Origin of the sequence: Aquabacterium sp. UBA2148, from assembly GCF_002328915.1 — a bacterium.
GTDB classification, from domain to species: Bacteria; Pseudomonadota; Gammaproteobacteria; order Burkholderiales; family Burkholderiaceae_C; genus Aquabacterium; species Aquabacterium parvum.
The window spans coordinates 1-15,041 of sequence record NZ_DCXA01000207.1; the positions used below are offsets into that span (position 1 = coordinate 1).

The 15,041-nt window shown below is 64.5% G+C and carries 21 protein-coding genes; 11 read left to right on the forward strand and 10 right to left on the reverse strand.

All coding sequences use genetic code 11. From position 1 onward, the window contains the following. Nucleotides 1-111 (forward strand): LuxR C-terminal-related transcriptional regulator (locus B2W70_RS11530; RefSeq protein WP_286745851.1); only part of this gene is annotated, 111 nt, incomplete at its 5' end. Nucleotides 112-121: 10 nt separating this feature from the next. Here the strand turns inward: B2W70_RS11530 and arfB are convergent. Then, nucleotides 122-517, reverse strand: a complete 396-nt coding sequence (gene arfB / locus B2W70_RS11535; protein ID WP_286745852.1) for an alternative ribosome rescue aminoacyl-tRNA hydrolase ArfB — start codon at nt 515-517, stop codon at nt 122-124. A 76-nt stretch (nt 518-593) separates the two neighbouring features. On the opposite strand from arfB, the gene B2W70_RS11540 reads away from it, so the two are divergent. The 4 genes from B2W70_RS11540 (at nt 594) to B2W70_RS11555 (ending at nt 4,274) form a co-directional block, all read left to right on the forward strand. Beyond that, nucleotides 594-1,034: a YciI family protein gene (locus B2W70_RS11540; protein ID WP_286745826.1), complete on the forward strand. Its 441-nt coding sequence runs from the start codon at nt 594-596 to the stop codon at nt 1,032-1,034. A 44-nt stretch (nt 1,035-1,078) separates the two neighbouring features. Beyond that, nucleotides 1,079-1,489 carry a VOC family protein gene (locus B2W70_RS11545; RefSeq protein ID WP_286745827.1) on the forward strand — a complete coding sequence of 137 codons (411 nt, stop codon included), beginning with the start codon at nt 1,079-1,081 and terminating at the stop codon, nt 1,487-1,489. Nucleotides 1,490-1,575: 86 nt separating this feature from the next. Then, nucleotides 1,576-2,994: a 30S ribosomal protein S12 methylthiotransferase RimO gene (rimO, locus tag B2W70_RS11550; protein ID WP_286745828.1), complete on the forward strand. Its 1,419-nt coding sequence runs from the start codon at nt 1,576-1,578 to the stop codon at nt 2,992-2,994. Nucleotides 2,995-3,035: 41 nt separating this feature from the next. Then, nucleotides 3,036-4,274 (forward strand): PLP-dependent transferase, encoded by a 1,239-nt coding sequence (locus B2W70_RS11555; RefSeq protein ID WP_286745829.1) that lies wholly within the window; start codon nt 3,036-3,038, stop codon nt 4,272-4,274. Between the two features lie 30 nt (nt 4,275-4,304). Here the strand turns inward: B2W70_RS11555 and B2W70_RS11560 are convergent, their stop codons facing one another. After that, nucleotides 4,305-5,186, reverse strand: a complete 882-nt coding sequence (locus B2W70_RS11560) for a metal-dependent hydrolase (protein WP_286745830.1) — start codon at nt 5,184-5,186, stop codon at nt 4,305-4,307. A 3-nt stretch (nt 5,187-5,189) separates the two neighbouring features. After that, on the reverse strand, nt 5,190-5,654 hold the full coding sequence (gene smpB, locus B2W70_RS11565) for an SsrA-binding protein SmpB (protein ID WP_058086139.1): 465 nt from the start codon (nt 5,652-5,654) through the stop codon (nt 5,190-5,192). Nucleotides 5,655-5,691: 37 nt separating this feature from the next. On the opposite strand from smpB, the gene B2W70_RS11570 reads away from it, so the two are divergent. Next, nucleotides 5,692-6,171: a type II toxin-antitoxin system RatA family toxin gene (locus B2W70_RS11570; RefSeq protein WP_286745832.1), complete on the forward strand. Its 480-nt coding sequence runs from the start codon at nt 5,692-5,694 to the stop codon at nt 6,169-6,171. Between the two features lie 13 nt (nt 6,172-6,184). After that, complete coding sequence (locus tag B2W70_RS11575) at nt 6,185-6,547, forward strand: RnfH family protein (RefSeq protein ID WP_286745834.1); 363 nt, start codon at nt 6,185-6,187, stop codon at nt 6,545-6,547. A 51-nt stretch (nt 6,548-6,598) separates the two neighbouring features. On the opposite strand, the gene B2W70_RS11580 is transcribed toward B2W70_RS11575, so the two are convergent. Beyond that, complete coding sequence (locus B2W70_RS11580) at nt 6,599-7,126, reverse strand: DUF4124 domain-containing protein (RefSeq protein WP_286745836.1); 528 nt, start codon at nt 7,124-7,126, stop codon at nt 6,599-6,601. Between the two features lie 139 nt (nt 7,127-7,265). Here B2W70_RS11580 and guaB point away from each other — a divergent pair, with 139 nt between their 5' ends. The 3 genes from guaB (at nt 7,266) to guaA (ending at nt 11,762) form a co-directional block, all read left to right on the forward strand. After that, nucleotides 7,266-8,738 (forward strand): IMP dehydrogenase, encoded by a 1,473-nt coding sequence (guaB, locus tag B2W70_RS11585; protein ID WP_058086136.1) that lies wholly within the window; start codon nt 7,266-7,268, stop codon nt 8,736-8,738. A 128-nt stretch (nt 8,739-8,866) separates the two neighbouring features. Further along, on the forward strand, nt 8,867-10,105 hold the full coding sequence (locus B2W70_RS11590) for an MFS transporter (protein ID WP_286745837.1): 1,239 nt from the start codon (nt 8,867-8,869) through the stop codon (nt 10,103-10,105). A gap of 52 nt (nt 10,106-10,157) precedes the next feature. Beyond that, entirely contained in the window at nt 10,158-11,762 is a 1,605-nt protein-coding gene (gene guaA, locus B2W70_RS11595; protein WP_286745839.1) for a glutamine-hydrolyzing GMP synthase, read from the forward strand. 33 nt (nt 11,763-11,795) lie between these two features. Here guaA and B2W70_RS11600 read toward each other — a convergent pair whose 3' ends face one another. The 6 genes from B2W70_RS11600 to B2W70_RS11625 all read right to left on the reverse strand — a co-directional run bounded on the left by B2W70_RS11600 (nt 11,796) and on the right by B2W70_RS11625 (nt 14,529). Further along, nucleotides 11,796-12,212, reverse strand: coding sequence for an MAPEG family protein (locus B2W70_RS11600; RefSeq protein ID WP_286745840.1), 417 nt, complete (start codon nt 12,210-12,212; stop codon nt 11,796-11,798). A 171-nt stretch (nt 12,213-12,383) separates the two neighbouring features. Next, a complete protein-coding gene (locus tag B2W70_RS11605) occupies nt 12,384-13,016 on the reverse strand; it encodes an FMN-binding negative transcriptional regulator (RefSeq protein ID WP_286745841.1) in 633 nt (210 codons plus the stop codon). Nucleotides 13,017-13,049: 33 nt separating this feature from the next. Further along, the gene (locus B2W70_RS11610; protein ID WP_286745843.1) at nt 13,050-13,205 is read right to left on the reverse strand and encodes a hypothetical protein; all 156 of its coding nucleotides are present in this window, start codon (nt 13,203-13,205) and stop codon (nt 13,050-13,052) included. A 2-nt stretch (nt 13,206-13,207) separates the two neighbouring features. Then, nucleotides 13,208-13,633, reverse strand: coding sequence for a GFA family protein (locus B2W70_RS11615; protein ID WP_286745845.1), 426 nt, complete (start codon nt 13,631-13,633; stop codon nt 13,208-13,210). A gap of 84 nt (nt 13,634-13,717) precedes the next feature. Then, on the reverse strand, nt 13,718-14,164 hold the full coding sequence (locus tag B2W70_RS11620) for a GNAT family N-acetyltransferase (protein ID WP_286745846.1): 447 nt from the start codon (nt 14,162-14,164) through the stop codon (nt 13,718-13,720). A gap of 11 nt (nt 14,165-14,175) precedes the next feature. Further along, nucleotides 14,176-14,529, reverse strand: a complete 354-nt coding sequence (locus B2W70_RS11625) for an antibiotic biosynthesis monooxygenase family protein (RefSeq protein WP_286745848.1) — start codon at nt 14,527-14,529, stop codon at nt 14,176-14,178. Nucleotides 14,530-14,674: 145 nt separating this feature from the next. Between B2W70_RS11625 and tadA the strand changes: the two genes are divergently transcribed. Further along, on the forward strand, nt 14,675-15,041 hold a 367-nt coding region (gene tadA / locus B2W70_RS11630), incomplete at its 3' end, for a tRNA adenosine(34) deaminase TadA (protein WP_286745850.1).

Genomic DNA, 15,041 nt, shown 5'->3' on the forward strand with positions numbered 1-15,041 from the left:
GACGAGCTGCACATCGCCGTTCGCACGGTGGAGGTGCACCGCGCGCGGGTCTTCTCCAAGCTGGGCGTGAAGTCGGCGGCGGAGTTGGCGGGCTGGCTGGCGGCGGGCTGAACTCGGCCGATCAATCTCTGACTGAGCCGCGCAGCGCCTTGACCTCGCTGCGTTGACGCTTGCCCTCCACGCGCCGCCTTTGCGAGGCGCGCGTGGGCTTGGTGGCCTTCCGCGCGGGCGGCACGGTGGCCACGCCGTCGACCATCTCCTGAAGGCGCTGCAAGGCCTCGCTGCGGTTCATGTCCTGGCTGCGATGCGTTTGCGCCTTGAGCACGATCACGCCGTTGGCGGTGATGCGCCGGTCGTTCAGGCACAGCAGGCGCGCCTGGATGTCTTCGGGCAGCGACGAAGCCCGGATGTCGAAGCGCAGGTGGATGGCGGTCGACACCTTGTTGACGTTCTGGCCGCCAGCCCCCTGGGCCCGCACTGCGGTGATCTCGACTTCGTCTTCGTGGATGAGGGGCATGTGGATGCGGCGTAGGATGCCGATGGCATTGTCGCGCGCGCCAGTGCCTGAACCCCACCACTCAGGAGAAAGCGTCATGCGTTTCATGATCATCGTGAAGTCCTGCCCCGAGTTCGAGGCGGAGGTCCAACCCGATCCGGATCCGGCTGTGATGGCCGCGATGGCGACCTACCACGAGGAGCTGGCCAGGGCAGGCGTGCTGCTCGACGGCAGCGGGCTCCAGCCCAGCCGCACCGGCTGGCGCATTCACTACGGCCCGAGCGGCACCGATGGCTTGTCCAGCCGACACGTGGTCAATGGCCCCTTTGCCGAACCCAGGGAGCTGATCGCCGGCTTCACCATGATCCAGGTGAGCTCGCGCGAGGAGGCGCTTGAATGGAGTCGGCGCTTTCCCAACCCCGTGCGCGAAGGCGCAGAGGCCATCGTCGAGGTGCGCCAGCTCTACGAGTTGGAGGAATTCACACCCAGCGAGACGCTGGAGAAGTTCAAGGCCATCGAGGGCTTGAGCAAGTCCTGAGCGGGCCCTATGAGTCCAGCCACGCGATCAAACCAGAGTTCGCCATGATTCGCCAGATTTTCGTCAACCTCCCCGTCAAGGACCTGCCACGCTCGAAAGCCTTTTTCGAGGCCCTGGGCCTGAGTTTCAACCCCCAATTCACCAACGATGATGCGGCCTGTCTGCAGATCGCCGAGAACATCTACGCGATGCTGCTGGTCGAGCCCTTTTTCAAAGGCTTCACCCAGTTGCCCGTCAGCGACGCCAAACAGGCCACCGAGGTGCTCATCGCGCTGTCCTGCGACAGCCGCGCTGAAGTCAATGATCTCGTGATTCGCGCTGTGGCTGCGGGCGGCACCACGCCGAACGAGCCCAAGGACATGGGGTTCATGTTTCAGCATGGCTTTGCCGACCTGGACGGCCACCAGTGGGAGGTTTTTCACATGGACATGAGCGCCGTGCCGCCTCAGATGTGACGGGGAGGGCGCTGCGCTGGGGCCGCAAGTTGGCCCAGCACCAATCCTTGAGCGCAAGTGAGCAATTTGCCGGACAATCTCGCCCCATGAGTTCCGACCAGACCCCCACCGTCTCACCCATCGCCAACCCCGCCAGCGCCCCCAAGATCGGCTTTGTTTCCCTGGGCTGCCCCAAGGCTCTGACCGACTCCGAGCTGATCCTGACCCAGCTGCGCGCCGAGGGCTATGAAACCAGCAAGACCTTCGCCGGCGCCGACCTGGTGATCGTCAACACCTGCGGCTTCATTGACGACGCGGTCAAGGAAAGCCTGGACACCATCGGCGAGGCCCTGGCTGAAAACGGCAAGGTCATCGTCACCGGCTGCCTCGGCGCCAAGGCCGGCGCCGACGCTGGCAGCAACCTGGTCAAGGACGTGCACCCCAGCGTGCTGGCCGTCACCGGCCCCCACGCCACCCAAGAGGTGATGGACGCCGTTCACCTGCACGTGCCCAAGCCCCACGACCCCTTCCTGGACCTCGTGCCCGAGGCTCGCGGCGTGGCGGGCATCAAGCTCACGCCCAAGCACTACGCCTACCTGAAGATCAGCGAAGGCTGCAACCACCGCTGCAGCTTCTGCATCATCCCCAGCATGCGCGGCGACCTGGTCTCGCGCCCCATCGGCGAGGTGCTGAGCGAGGCCAAGGCGCTGTTCGAGTCCGGCGTGAAGGAGCTGCTCGTCATCAGCCAGGACACCAGCGCCTACGGCGTGGACGTCAAGTACCGCACCGGCTTCTGGGACGGCAAGCCCGTCAAGACCCGCATGCTCGACCTGGTAGCCCAGATCGGCGAGATGGCCAAGGCCCATGGCGCCTGGGTGCGCCTGCACTACGTCTACCCCTATCCGCACGTGGACGAGGTCATTCCGCTGATGGCCGAAGGCCTCGTGCTGCCTTACCTCGACGTGCCTTTCCAGCACTCGCACCCTGACGTGCTCAAGCGCATGAAGCGCCCGGCCAACGGCGAGAAGAACCTCGACCGCCTGCGCCGCTGGCGCGAGATCTGCCCGGAGATCGTGGTGCGCTCGACCTTCATCGCCGGCTTCCCAGGTGAAACGGAAGAAGAGTTCCAGCACCTGCTCGACTTCATGCAGGAAGCCGAGATCGACCGCGCCGGCTGCTTCGCCTACTCGCCGATCGAAGGTGCGCCGGCCAACGCGCTCGAGGGCGCCTTGCCCGACGAGGTGCGCGAAGAACGCCGCGCCCGCTTCATGCAGGTCACCGAGGCCGTCTCCATCGCCAAGCTGCAGCGCCGCGTGGGCGCCACCATGCAGGTGCTGGTCGACAGCGCCCCGGCTCTGGGTCGCAAGGGCGGGGTGGGGCGCACCTACGCCGATGCGCCCGAGATCGACGGCACCGTTCGCCTGCTGCCGCCCGAGAAGGCCAGCAAGACGCTCAAGGTCGGCGAGTTCACGCGCGCCCGCATCGTCGCCGTCGAAGGCCACGACCTGATCGGCATGCCGATCTGAGCCTTTGCCCGGGTCTTGACTCGGGCCCAGTTGTCGCCGCCATGCCCAATCAGCCCCCGCCCACTGCCAAGATCGCCACGGAGCTCATCCACCACCCGTACGAAGCGCCCGCAGGCTTCGCATCGGTGCCGCCGGGGGTGTTCAAGGCCTCGACCGTGATCTTCGAAGACACGGCCGCGCTGCGCACCCGCGAGTGGAAGGACAAGAGCGGCTACACCTACGGCCTGCACGGCACGCCCACCACTTTCGTGCTCGAAGAGCGCCTGGCAACACTGGAAGGTGGCAAGCAGGCCATCCTGGCGCCTTCCGGCCTGGCGGCCATCGCGCTGGTGGGGCAGTCGTTGCTCAAAACGGGCGACGAGCTCCTGCTGCCCGACAACGTTTACGGCCCCAGCCGCGAGTTCGCGCGCAACGAGCTGGCGCAGTGGGGCATCGCCACTGGCTTCTATGACCCGATGGATGTCGCCTCGCTGGCCGCAGCCATCACACCGCGCACCAAGCTCGTCTGGCTGGAAGCTGCGGGCTCGGTCACGCTCGAGTTCCCCGACCTGCCGGGGCTGTTGCGCGTGATCCGACAGCACGCCGACATCGTCGCGGCGCTGGACAACACCTGGGGTGCGGGCCTGGCTTTCAATCCATTCGATCTCGGCGTGCCGCATCCGAAAACCGGCAACGACACCTGTGGCGTGGACCTCACCATCCACGCACTCACCAAGTACCCCTCGGGCGGTGGTGATGTGCTCATGGGCGCCATCATCACGCGCGACGAGCCCCTTCACCTGCGCCTCAAGCTCACGCACATGCGGCTGGGCATCGGCGTGGGCCTCAACGACGTCGAGCTGGTGCTGCGCGGACTGCCGAGCGTGGCGCTGCGTTATGCCGCCCACGATGCGGCCGCCCGCCAGGTGGCGCAGTGGCTGGCCCAACGGCCCGAGGTGTCGCAGGTGCTGCACCCCGCCTTGCCGGGCTCTCCGGGGCACGAGCACTGGGCCGCCACCTGCCAGGGTGCGGCGGGCCTGGTGTCCATGGTGTTCGACGCCGATCGCTTCAGCGCTGATCGGGTGGACGGCTTCGTGGAGGCCATGCGCTTGTTCCGCATCGGCTACTCCTGGGGCGGTCCCATGAGTCTGGTGGTGCCTTACAAGGTGCAGGGCATGCGGCGTTTTGGGTTTCTGGCGGGGCGCAGTGGCTCGCTCGTGCGCCTGGCCATTGGCCTGGAAGACGTGGGCGACCTGATCGCCGACCTGGATCAGGCTTTTCAGGTGCTCAAAGCAGCCTGAGGTCTGTTGCAGGCTGTTGTGTAAAGCAGGTCATCGCCCAGCGGCCGCGTGCAGCGCGTTGCCCGCTGCCACCGCGTCACCCGTGGCCTCGAAGGTGCGCAGCCAGGTGCCATAGCTGGGCATCTCCTTGACCTTCCAGGGGTGAAAGCCTGGTTTGAAGTACGCGAAGTAGTAGCCCCAGGTGTTCCAGAACAACCCCCCCGGCTTGTGGAACCACCACAGCCCGCGCACCCACATCTTCGTGCGCTGCCAGCGGCTGAATCCATCGACCTGCAGCATGTGGTTCATGATCAGCATCACCGTGATCGGAAAGCCGATGCTCACCAGCAGCATCGAGAGGATGCGCCTGAAGTAGGACACCTTGGCCACCTGCGTGAGCACGTCGAAGGCCACGGCCTTGTGCTCGACTTCCTCGACGGCGTGCCAGGCGTACATGGCGCGCACGCGCGGGTCGCTCGTTTCCAGCAACTCGCGGCGCTCGAAAAAGCAGGTGCACATCATTGCCGTCAGGTGCTCGAAGGCAGCGGTGGCCGACAAGCGCTGAAAGCGCGAGGTGAACTTGGGCATGCGCTCGAAGAAGTGCTCCGCAAGCTGCCTGTCGATGGACTCGATGTCCACGCCCTGGGCCGCCAGCCGGTCATTGAACTGACGGTGGATGAGGCTGTGCTGCGCTTCCTGGCGCGTGAAGTCGCGCACCTCGGCCTGCAGCTTCGGGTCGGTCACATCGTCCTTGAACTCGCGCACGCTGGTGATGAAGAACTTCTCGCCTTGCGGGAACAGCGTCGACATCGCGTCGAAGAAGCGCGTCTTGAACGCGTCGTTGCCCATCCAGTAACGGGGAATGTCGCCGTCCAGCCCGAAATCGAGCCTCTCGCGCGGAACGATCGGCACGTGGGTGTGATCGGCACTCATGGTTCACTCCTTGCCGGACGACGAGACCTTGTTGCGCATCAGGCGGCCCTTTTCGCGTTCCCAGTCTCGGTCCTTGATGGTGTTGCGCTTGTCGTGCTCGGCCTTGCCCTTGGCCAGCGCGATGTCGGCTTTGACTCTGCCACCCTTCCAGTGCAGGTTCAAGGGCACCATGGTGTAACCCTTTTGCTCTGTCTTGCCGATCAGGCGCTGGATCTCCTTGCGGTGCATCAGCAGCTTCTTGGTGCGGTCGGCGTCGGGCTTGACGTGGGTGGAGGCTGAGCGCAGCGCGTTGATGCGCAACCCGATCAAAAAGAGTTCGCCGTCCTTGACCACCACGTAGCCGTCGGTCATCTGGACCTGCCCGTCGCGGATGGCCTTGACCTCCCAACCTTCCAGCACGACGCCCGCTTCGAAGCGTTCCTCGATGTGGTAGTTGAAATGGGCTTTTCTGTTTTCTGCGATGGACATGGGTTTGACCGAAGGGTCCTTAAAATGTCGACATTCTATGAAGCACGTGCACAAGTCCGTCTTGCTCTGGTACTCGCCCCGTGAAATGTATGGGCTGGTGACCGGCGTTCAAGACTACCCCCAGTTCCTGCCCTGGTGCGACCGCGCCGAGGTCCTGCAGACCCACGACGACGGCGTGACCGCCCGCGTGCACATCGCTTTTGCGGGCGTGCACCAGGCCTTCACCACTCGCAATGTGCAGGTGCCAGGCCGCAGCGTCATCATGAACCTGGTCGATGGTCCTTTCTCTCACCTGGAGGGGACCTGGTTGTTCACGCCTTTGCAAAAGCCTGGTCAGGCGGCGCCCGAGGGGCAAGAGCCGATCGATGCCCCCGCTTGCAAGGTTGAATTCTCGCTGAACTACGCCTTCGCCAGTCGGGCGCTGTCCTTGGTGGTCAGCCCGGTGTTTGATCGCATCGCCAACACCTTTGTCGAGGCCTTCGTCAAGCGGGCCGAGCAAGTGCATGGGCCGCGTTGAGCCGGTGCCCAATGTGACTGGGGCCCCCAGTGTCCACGTTGAAGTGGCCGTGGGCGCGGCCCCGCGCGAGGTGCGCATCGTTCGCCTGAGCCTGCCTGCTGGCAGCACCGTGCGCGACGCCCTGTGCGCCAGCGGCTTGTTCGGTGAGGTTGCGGGCTTGACCGAAGAAGCGCTGGCAGCGGGTCAATGGTCGGTGGGCGTGTGGGGCCGCAAAGAGCGCCCTGGACACGTGCTGCGAGAGCGGGATCGCATCGAGGTCGTTCGGGGGCTCAACGTGGACCCGAAAGAAGCTCGGCGGGTTCGCTACCGGGCTCAGGGCGAAAAGCTGCCCAAAGGCATCCACCGCTCGACCAAGAACAAGCCCCCTCGGGCCTGACCCGGCAGGCTGAAGCGGGCGGGCACCTCGGCCCGGCTTCAGTGGCCGGTCTCAGCGGCAGTTGCTGTCGATCGCCTCGCGGGTGCGCTGCGACTCTTCCGCGCGAGCGTTGTCGTCGAGGACCTCGCGCTCACCCTTTTCGTTGGTGCGCACGATGCGCTGGCCGCTTTGCAGCGAGCGCTCATAGCCACGCGCGCGCTCGCAGTTCTCGCTGCGAACCTTGGCCTGCTTTTCGTCCTCGGCTTTGCGTTCGGCGGCTTTTTGCTCCTCGGCCTTCTTGCGCTTGGCTTCGAGTTCCGGGTCTCCTGCCTTGGCTTGAGCGCCCGGCTTGACTTCGGGGGCCGAGGCTGGCGTCGGGGCCGAGGCGGGGACGACCTTGGGCGTGCGGGCCGCAGCGGGGCGCGTCAGGATGTGGCTGTCAGGCGTGCCGGCAGGAGGCGGTCGGTCGGTGTATTGCGTGACGCCATTGGCGTCTCGCCACTTCCACTGTGCCGATGCCGCATCGGGCAGAGCCAGCAGCATGGCGGCTGCGGTCCCGAGGACGGCACCCCACATCGACGTTGCGCGCGTGTTTTTCATGCCGTGCAGTTTAGTGCCCGATGTGGGCGTCAGGCCAGCGAGCGCCTTGTGGTTTTCGCGGATTCGCTCACAACATGCGCCTCCTGAAAGGGCCTCTCGGCTCCGCGTATAATCCGCTTTTGCGTCTGGAGCCTTGTTCATGCGCCTGCTCGGTAAAGCCCTTACGTTCGACGACGTGCTGCTGGTGCCCGCTTATTCCCAGGTGTTGCCCCGCGACACCTCGCTGGCCACCCGCCTGTCCCGCAACATCCAATTGAATCTGCCGCTGGTGTCCGCCGCCATGGACACCGTCACGGAAGCCCGCCTTGCGATCGCGATCGCCCAGGAGGGTGGCATCGGCATCATCCACAAAAACCTGTCGCCCAAGCAGCAGGCCGCTGAAGTGGCGCGCGTCAAGCGCTACGAGTCCGGCGTGCTGCGCGACCCGATCACCATTTCCTCGGGCGTCAAGGTCCGCGATGTGATCGAGTTGTCGACCCAGCATGGTATCTCCGGCTTCCCGGTGGTGGACAACGGCAAGGTCGTGGGCATCGTCACGGGGCGCGACCTGCGTTTCGAGACCCGCCTGGACGCGCCGGTTCGCGAGATCATGACCCCGCGCGAACGCCTGATCACCGTCAAGGACGGTGCCACGCAGGCTGAAGCCAAGGCCTTGATGCACCAGCACAAGCTCGAGCGCGTGCTGATGATCAACGATGCCAACGAGCTGCGCGGTGTGTTCACCGTCAAGGACATCACCAAACAAAACACCTTCCCCAATGCCGCCCGTGATGCTCACGGCAAGCTGCGCGTGGGCGCTGCGGTGGGCGTGGGTGAGGGCACCGAAGAGCGCGTCGAGCTGCTGGTCAAGGCCGGCGTCGACGCCCTCGTGGTGGACACCGCCCATGGCCACAGCCATGGCGTGATCGAGCGCGTGCGCTGGGTCAAGAAGAACTTCCCGCAGGTCGACGTCATCGGCGGCAACATCGCCACCGGCGCGGCTGCTCTGGCCCTGGTCGAAGCGGGCGCCGATGGCGTCAAGGTCGGCATTGGACCAGGCTCCATCTGCACCACGCGCATCGTCGCCGGTGTGGGCGTGCCGCAGATCATGGCCATCGACAACGTGGCCACGGCGCTGCAAGGCACGGGCGTGCCCCTGATCGCAGACGGCGGCATCCGCTACTCCGGTGACATCGCCAAGGCCATTGCCGCCGGCGCCAGCACCGTGATGATGGGCGGCATGTTTGCCGGCACCGAAGAAGCGCCTGGCGAGGTCATCCTGTTCCAGGGCCGCAGCTACAAGAGCTACCGCGGCATGGGCTCGATCGGCGCCATGAAGGACGGCTCGGCCGACCGCTACTTCCAGGAAAACGACGAGACGACCAATCCCAACGCCGACAAGCTGGTGCCTGAAGGCATCGAAGGTCGCGTGCCCTACAAGGGCTCGGTCATCACGATCCTGTACCAGATGGCCGGCGGCTTGCGCGCTTCGATGGGTTACTGCGGTTGCGGCACCATCACCGAGATGCACAACAAAGCCGAGTTCGTCGAGATCACGGCCGCTGGCATCCGCGAAAGCCACGTGCACGATGTGCAGATCACCAAGGAAGCGCCGAACTACCGCATGGAGTGACGCGCAGCAGGCGATGGAGACATCTTCGGATGGCCCTGGTGGTCCGCCCCGCCTGATTCCCTGAACATCCCGCGACACCGGCTTCGGCCGGTGCCGTTTTTTCAGACCACCGAACACACCAATCACCGATGGCATCACACAGCAGCCGCCAGGCAGCCATGCCCTTCATCATGATCACGGTGCTGCTCGACATGATGTCGATCGGCATCATCGCGCCCGTGCTGCCCAAGCTGATTGGCACGTTCATGGCGTCGGGCGCCAGCACTTCGGTGGGCTATGGCCTGGCTCAGGCAGCGTTCGCGGTGGCGCAGTTCTTCAGTGCGCCGGTGCTGGGGGCCTTGTCCGATCGCTACGGCCGCCGGCCGGTGCTGCTGTTGGGCCTGTTCGGCATGGCCATCAACTTCTTCGTCACGGCGCTGGCCACCGAGTTCTGGATGCTGCTGGCCGTGCGAATCATGGGTGGTGCGGTGTGCGCCAACATCGCCGTGGCCAATGCCTACGTGGCCGATATCACCGAGCCCAAGGACCGCGCCAAGAACTACGGTCTGTTGGGGGCGATGTTCGGCGTGGGCTTCATCCTGGGGCCCGTGCTGGGCGGGTTGCTGGGCGACCACAACGTGCACTGGCCCTTCCTGCTCGCGGGCAGCCTGACGCTGCTGAACTGTGTCTACGGTTACTTCGTGCTGCCGGAGTCTCTGCCGCTGGACAAGCGCCGCGAGTTCGTGCTTTCTCGCGCCAACCCCTTCACCGCGCTGGCCAACCTGCGTCAGCTCAAGGGCGTCGAGATCCTGCTGTGGGTGATGGGCCTGTCGATCCTGGCGCAGTTCTGCCTGCACACCAGTTGGTTCCTCTACACCGAGTTCAAGTTCGGCTGGAGCCCGAAGGACAACGGCCTTTCGCTGTTTGCCGTGGGCATGATGGCGGTGTTGGTGCAAGGCGGGCTGTTGCGCCAGTTCCAGAAGTTCATGCCCACTGACAAGCTGGTGCGCATCGGTTTGGTGTCGTCCACCATCGCCTTCTTTGCCTGGGGCGTCGTGCCCGAGGGCTGGATGATGTATGTGGTGATCGCGCTCAACCTCTTTGGTTTCATGGTGCAGCCCGGCCTGCAGAGCCTGATCTCCAACTCGGTCGACCCGACCCGCCAGGGCGAGAGCATGGGCGCGGTCTCGTCCATCAACAGCGTGGCCGCGGTGCTGGGGCCCCTCATGGGCTCGCCTTTGCTGGCGGTCTTCAGCGACCTGCCGCAGGGCGACTGGCGCATCGGTGCTCCCTTCTACCTGTGCGCCGCCATCCAGGCCGTGGCCGCCTGGCTGGGCCTGAGGTACCTCGGCCGCCACATGTCCCGCCAGGCTGCTGCAGCGACCTGACCCCTTGCTTCCCCGACCCGCCCACGATCTGAATTCCGCGAGAGTCCTCACCATGCATGACAAGATCCTCATCCTCGACTTCGGCTCCCAGGTCACCCAGTTGATCGCCCGCCGCGTGCGCGAGGCCCACGTCTACTGCGAAATCCACCCCAACGACGTGTCCGACGACTTCATCAAGTCGTTCGCGCCCAAGGGGATCATCCTGTCGGGCAGCCACGCTTCGACCTATGAAGACCATGAACTGCGCGCTCCCCAGGCCGTGTGGGACCTGGGCGTGCCCGTGCTGGGAATCTGCTACGGCATGCAGACCATGGCCGTGCAACTGGGCGGTGAGGTCAGCTGGTCCGACACCCGCGAGTTCGGCTACGCCGAAGTCCGCGCCCACGGCCACACCAAGTTGCTCGATGGCATCGCCGACTTCACCACGGCCGACGGCCACGGCATGCTCAAGGTCTGGATGAGCCACGGCGACAAGGTCACCAAGCTGCCCGAGGGATTCAAGCTGCTGGCCTCGACGCCGAGCTGCCCGATCGCCGGCATGGCGAATGAAGAGAAGGGCTACTACGCGGTCCAGTTCCATCCGGAGGTCACGCACACCGTGCAAGGCCAGGCCATGCTCAACCGCTTCGTGCGCGAGATCGCAGGTTGCCAGGGCGACTGGATCATGGGCAACTACATCGAAGAAGCCGTCGCCAGGATCCGCGAGCAGGTGGGCGACGAAGAGGTCATCCTCGGTCTGTCAGGCGGCGTGGACTCGTCGGTGGCCGCGGCCCTGATCCACCGCGCCATTGGCGACCAGCTGACCTGCGTGTTCGTCGATCACGGCCTGCTGCGCCTGAACGAAGGCGACATGGTCATGGACATGTTCGAGGGCAAGCTGCACGCCAAGGTGATCCGCGTGGACGCCGCGGACCTGTTCCTGGGGCAACTGGCCGGTGTGACCGACCCCGAGAAGAAGCGCAAGATCATCGGCGGGCTGTTTGTCGATGTGTTCAAGGCCGAGGCAGGCAAGCTCAAGGCCGCTGGCAATGGCGTCAAGGGCGCGACCTTCCTGGCCCAGGGCACCATCTACCCCGACGTGGTGGAAAGCGGCGGCACCAAGACCAAGAAGGCCACGACCATCAAGAGCCACCACAACGTGGGCGGCCTGCCTGAGCAACTGGGCCTGAAGCTGCTCGAGCCGCTGCGCGAGCTGTTCAAGGACGAGGTGCGCGAACTGGGTGTGGCCCTGGGCCTGCCGCCCGAGATGGTCTACCGCCACCCCTTCCCGGGCCCCGGCCTGGGGGTTCGCATCCTGGGTGAGGTCAAGAAGGAATACGCCGACCTGCTGCGCCGTGCCGATGCCATCTTCATCGAAGAGCTGCGCAACACGATCGACCCTGCGACGGGCAAGAGCTGGTACGACCTGACTTCGCAGGCGTTCACCGTGTTCCTGCCGGTCAAGAGCGTGGGGGTGATGGGTGACGGTCGCACGTACGATTACGTCGTGGCCTTGCGCGCTGTGCAGACGTCTGACTTCATGACAGCCGACTGGGCGGAGCTGCCTTACAGCATGCTCAAGCGAACCTCTGGTCGGATCATCAACGAGGTGCGTGGCATCAACCGCGTCACGTACGACGTGAGCTCCAAACCACCTGCCACCATCGAGTGGGAGTGACGCAAGAGGCCCCTCGGGGCCTTTTTTATTGCATCAAAGCAGGTGATACGCCACGTAGCAGATCATCACGCTCACCAGCACGTTGCTGGTGCCGAACACCAGTGCGCGGTGTCCGACGTGGTTGTACGTGAAGTAGATGCCGCTGTGCACGAAGCGAAGCGCCACATAGGTCCACGCCAGACCCACGGTGACCTCGTTGACCAGACCGGTCAGGTGGGCCATGAACGCAACCACATAAAACAGCACCGGAACCTCCAGGAGGTTCATGAAGACGCGGTTGGGCAAGGCCACATCGGGCGGCACCCTGGCTGATTCGCCATGGCTGAAGTCCTTGGGCGTGATGCGCTTTTGCATGACCGCCTTCACGCGTCGGATGGGCACCAGCAGCAGCACGGTCAGCGTCCAGAACATCAGCAGCAGTGCGGGCAGGAAAATGGCGGTGGTTTTCATGGGCACTGCTCCTGAGTGAATGGATACCTGGGTATCTTGTACTCTTTCGTACAGTTAATGTTTCCGTTGATTCCCTGATGCGTGAGCTTGATGCCTGGGCCAGGTGCAGCAGGCCGATCACTGGCACCGCAACCCTGAATCTGAGAGGAGTGCGGTTCGGCGTGTGAGCGTTCACCGCCGCAGCACCATTTCAGCCATGGTCGCGGCGGTTTCGCTGCCCAGACCTGTCAGCATCGACACAACGCTGGCACGGTTGACCTCAGGCTGGTTCTGGCTCACCTTCCATTTGCCTTGCATGCGCCTGATGTCCAAACGCACGCCCACGATGTGGGCCAGCAGTTTGTTCGTGAACTCAGGCGGGGCATCGCCAACCTGCCAGGGATGAGGCTGATCGGACTCGTGGCGGTTCGTCAGCTGCGTCAGGATCTGCAGCAAGGCTTCAGGTTCTTGCACGGCCGAAAGCGTGGCGTGCACATGCACCACGGCGTAGTTCCAGGTCGGCACGACCTTGCCGCCGTCTGCCTTGGTGGCGTACCAGTTGGGAGAGATGTAAGCCTGTGGTCCCTGAAACACCAGCAGGAGCTCTTCGTCAGGCGACACCTGCCATAGCGGGTTGGCCCGCGCGACATGGCCGATCAGTTGCCCTTGGCCACCTGCGTGGTCTGTGGGCACATGCAGCAACGGAATGTGGTCTGCCACGAGCCCATCGGGGCATTGGCGAATCAGCGTGGCCAGCGGGTGCGCGCCAATGAGCTGCCGCAGCACCTCGGGGCGTTGCTCTTCGAATGGGGTGGGGCAGTACATCGTCGAGATCGTGTGTGAAGGCGGCTGCCCTGATCAGAGCTTCAACGCCAGGTGGTGGCTGCTCAGCACAAAGCCTTTGTTGAGGTAAAGCCGGTACGCGGCATGACGCTGGTAGCCAGAGTCCAGGTGAACGGCGTTGCAGCCTTGTTCGCGAGTCCATGGCGCGATGACAAAGGTGGTCGGGGGCATCGTCAGCCCCGCCATTCGCAGGAGTCTGCGCCGGCTTCGTAACGTGGCAGTGCGTCCGCAGCCAGTGGCCACCAATTTGCTTTGGACGCGGCGTAGAAGTGCGCCTGCAGCGGCGCATCGATGTCTTCGTTGACGAGTCCCAGTCGGATCCGCAAGACACCCGGCAAGGTGTCGCGCTGGCTGTAGAGGGGCGAGCCGCACCGCCTGCAGAACACCCGTTGCTTGCCGGGGCTGGACTCGAATGACGTCAGCAGTTCGCTGCCTTGCTCCAGGGTGAAGTCGTCCATGCGAACCGGCACGTTGGTGGCCATGGCGGTGCCCTGTGCCTTGCGGCACTGCATGCAATGGCAAACCTGGATCGGGCCGATTTCGCCCAGGATGCTGAACCTCACGCCCGCGCAAAGGCAGTTGCCTGTGTACCGCTTCATGATTCGACTCCCCGTTCAGGCCTGTCGTGTTTGGTGACAAGCAGCTTCACATTGCAGCACAAAACCCTCAGGTGACGTCCGACTTCAACCCAAGGGCAGTTCGTATCGGATGAAGCCAGTGTGAGCTGCCACCTGGTCGTAGAGCTTTCGGGCGGTGTCATTGCTGGCCTGGGTGAGCCAGTACAGCCGAGGCGAACCTTTGAGCCGTGCCTGTTCGGCCACAGCCTCGATCAAGGCGCGGCCAAGGCCCTGGCCCCTGTGTGCCGGGCTGACGAACAGGTCCTGCAGGTAGCAGACATCGTCGCTCCAGCAACTGGGGTGATAGAGGTGGTGCACGATGCCAACGAGCTGTCCGTCCACGCGGGCACCGAGGGCATGCAAGCCATCCCCAGCCTGCAGGCGCAGCCAGAGTCGCTCGAAGTCGCTTTCGGGGCGGCTGGTCCCGTAGAAAGCGAGGTAAGCCTTGGCGAGCGTGAGCCAGGCAGCCTTGTCCTGCGCCTGCAAGGGGGTGATGTCGGTGGTGCGGGGCACTTTTGATGGCATCAATTTGCCCGATGGCCCTCGGTTGGCTGCACCGACGAGCGCGCCAATGGGTGCTCGATGCCACCGTCGCCATGTGAGCTGATCACTTGTGAGATGACGACTTGGTAACCATTGAGCCACCGAGATTGGTTCTGCTTTGCCTGGATGTGCATTGGGTCCTTCATGAGCGCCTGCAAGGCTTCCATGGACTCCCAGTAATACACGTTCGAGATGAGCCCGGTGGTCGGGTTCTCCCAACACTCTTCACCCAGGTAGCCCGGGATGGCCTTGGCGACCTGGGCAATGACCTGGTCCAGGGCGTGGAACGCGTCGTCGTAATGTCCCTTGGCGAAGGTGAACGTGGATGTGTACATGGCGGGAGCTTGGATGGGCCTGACGTGTGTGCGTTGAACAGCGGGATCGTAGCCCGTCAGGGGACTGACTTGCGCTTTGTTGCCCACAGGGAGCCCGGCCCGTTACACCCGGGTAAACTTTCGCGTCACCTTCACAACATCGCCCATGAGCCTCACGCCCCCGTCATCGCAAGACGAGCACGCCATGCGCCTGGCCCTGGACCAGGCTCATAACGCCTGGCTGGCCGGCGAGGTGCCGGTGGGTGCGGTCATCATGCGGGCAGGGCAGGTCATCGCCACGGGCTACAACCGGCCCATCACCACGCACGACCCGACCGCGCACGCCGAGATCGTGGCCTTGCGCCACGCCGCGCAGTTGCTGGAGAACTACCGCCTGCCCGAGTGCGAGCTCTACGTCACCCTGGAGCCTTGTGCCATGTGCGCCATGGCGCTGATGCACGCGCGTTTCAAGCGCGTGGTGTTCGCCGCCCCCGACCCCAAGACGGGGGCCGCCGGTTCGGTCACCGACCTGT

Bases quoted from the DNA above. Each gene is read 5' to 3' on its own strand.
- B2W70_RS11615 (WP_286745845.1), bottom strand. From the start codon at position 13,633: ATGAAGCGGTACACAGGCAACTGCCTTTGCGCGGGCGTGAGGTTCAGC.
- guaA (WP_286745839.1), top strand. From the start codon at position 10,158: ATGCATGACAAGATCCTCATCCTCGACTTCGGCTCCCAGGTCACCCAG.
- smpB (WP_058086139.1), bottom strand. From the start codon at position 5,654: ATGTCCATCGCAGAAAACAGAAAAGCCCATTTCAACTACCACATCGAG.
- rimO (WP_286745828.1), top strand. From the start codon at position 1,576: ATGAGTTCCGACCAGACCCCCACCGTCTCACCCATCGCCAACCCCGCC.
- B2W70_RS11560 (WP_286745830.1), bottom strand. From the start codon at position 5,186: ATGAGTGCCGATCACACCCACGTGCCGATCGTTCCGCGCGAGAGGCTC.
- B2W70_RS11540 (WP_286745826.1), top strand. From the start codon at position 594: ATGCGTTTCATGATCATCGTGAAGTCCTGCCCCGAGTTCGAGGCGGAG.
- B2W70_RS11590 (WP_286745837.1), top strand. From the start codon at position 8,867: ATGGCATCACACAGCAGCCGCCAGGCAGCCATGCCCTTCATCATGATC.
- B2W70_RS11605 (WP_286745841.1), bottom strand. From the start codon at position 13,016: ATGTACTGCCCCACCCCATTCGAAGAGCAACGCCCCGAGGTGCTGCGG.
- B2W70_RS11580 (WP_286745836.1), bottom strand. From the start codon at position 7,126: ATGAAAAACACGCGCGCAACGTCGATGTGGGGTGCCGTCCTCGGGACC.
- guaB (WP_058086136.1), top strand. From the start codon at position 7,266: ATGCGCCTGCTCGGTAAAGCCCTTACGTTCGACGACGTGCTGCTGGTG.
- B2W70_RS11610 (WP_286745843.1), bottom strand. From the start codon at position 13,205: ATGCCCCCGACCACCTTTGTCATCGCGCCATGGACTCGCGAACAAGGC.
- B2W70_RS11625 (WP_286745848.1), bottom strand. From the start codon at position 14,529: ATGTACACATCCACGTTCACCTTCGCCAAGGGACATTACGACGACGCG.
- arfB (WP_286745852.1), bottom strand. From the start codon at position 517: ATGCCCCTCATCCACGAAGACGAAGTCGAGATCACCGCAGTGCGGGCC.
- B2W70_RS11545 (WP_286745827.1), top strand. From the start codon at position 1,079: ATGATTCGCCAGATTTTCGTCAACCTCCCCGTCAAGGACCTGCCACGC.
- B2W70_RS11555 (WP_286745829.1), top strand. From the start codon at position 3,036: ATGCCCAATCAGCCCCCGCCCACTGCCAAGATCGCCACGGAGCTCATC.
- B2W70_RS11600 (WP_286745840.1), bottom strand. From the start codon at position 12,212: ATGAAAACCACCGCCATTTTCCTGCCCGCACTGCTGCTGATGTTCTGG.
- B2W70_RS11570 (WP_286745832.1), top strand. From the start codon at position 5,692: ATGAAGCACGTGCACAAGTCCGTCTTGCTCTGGTACTCGCCCCGTGAA.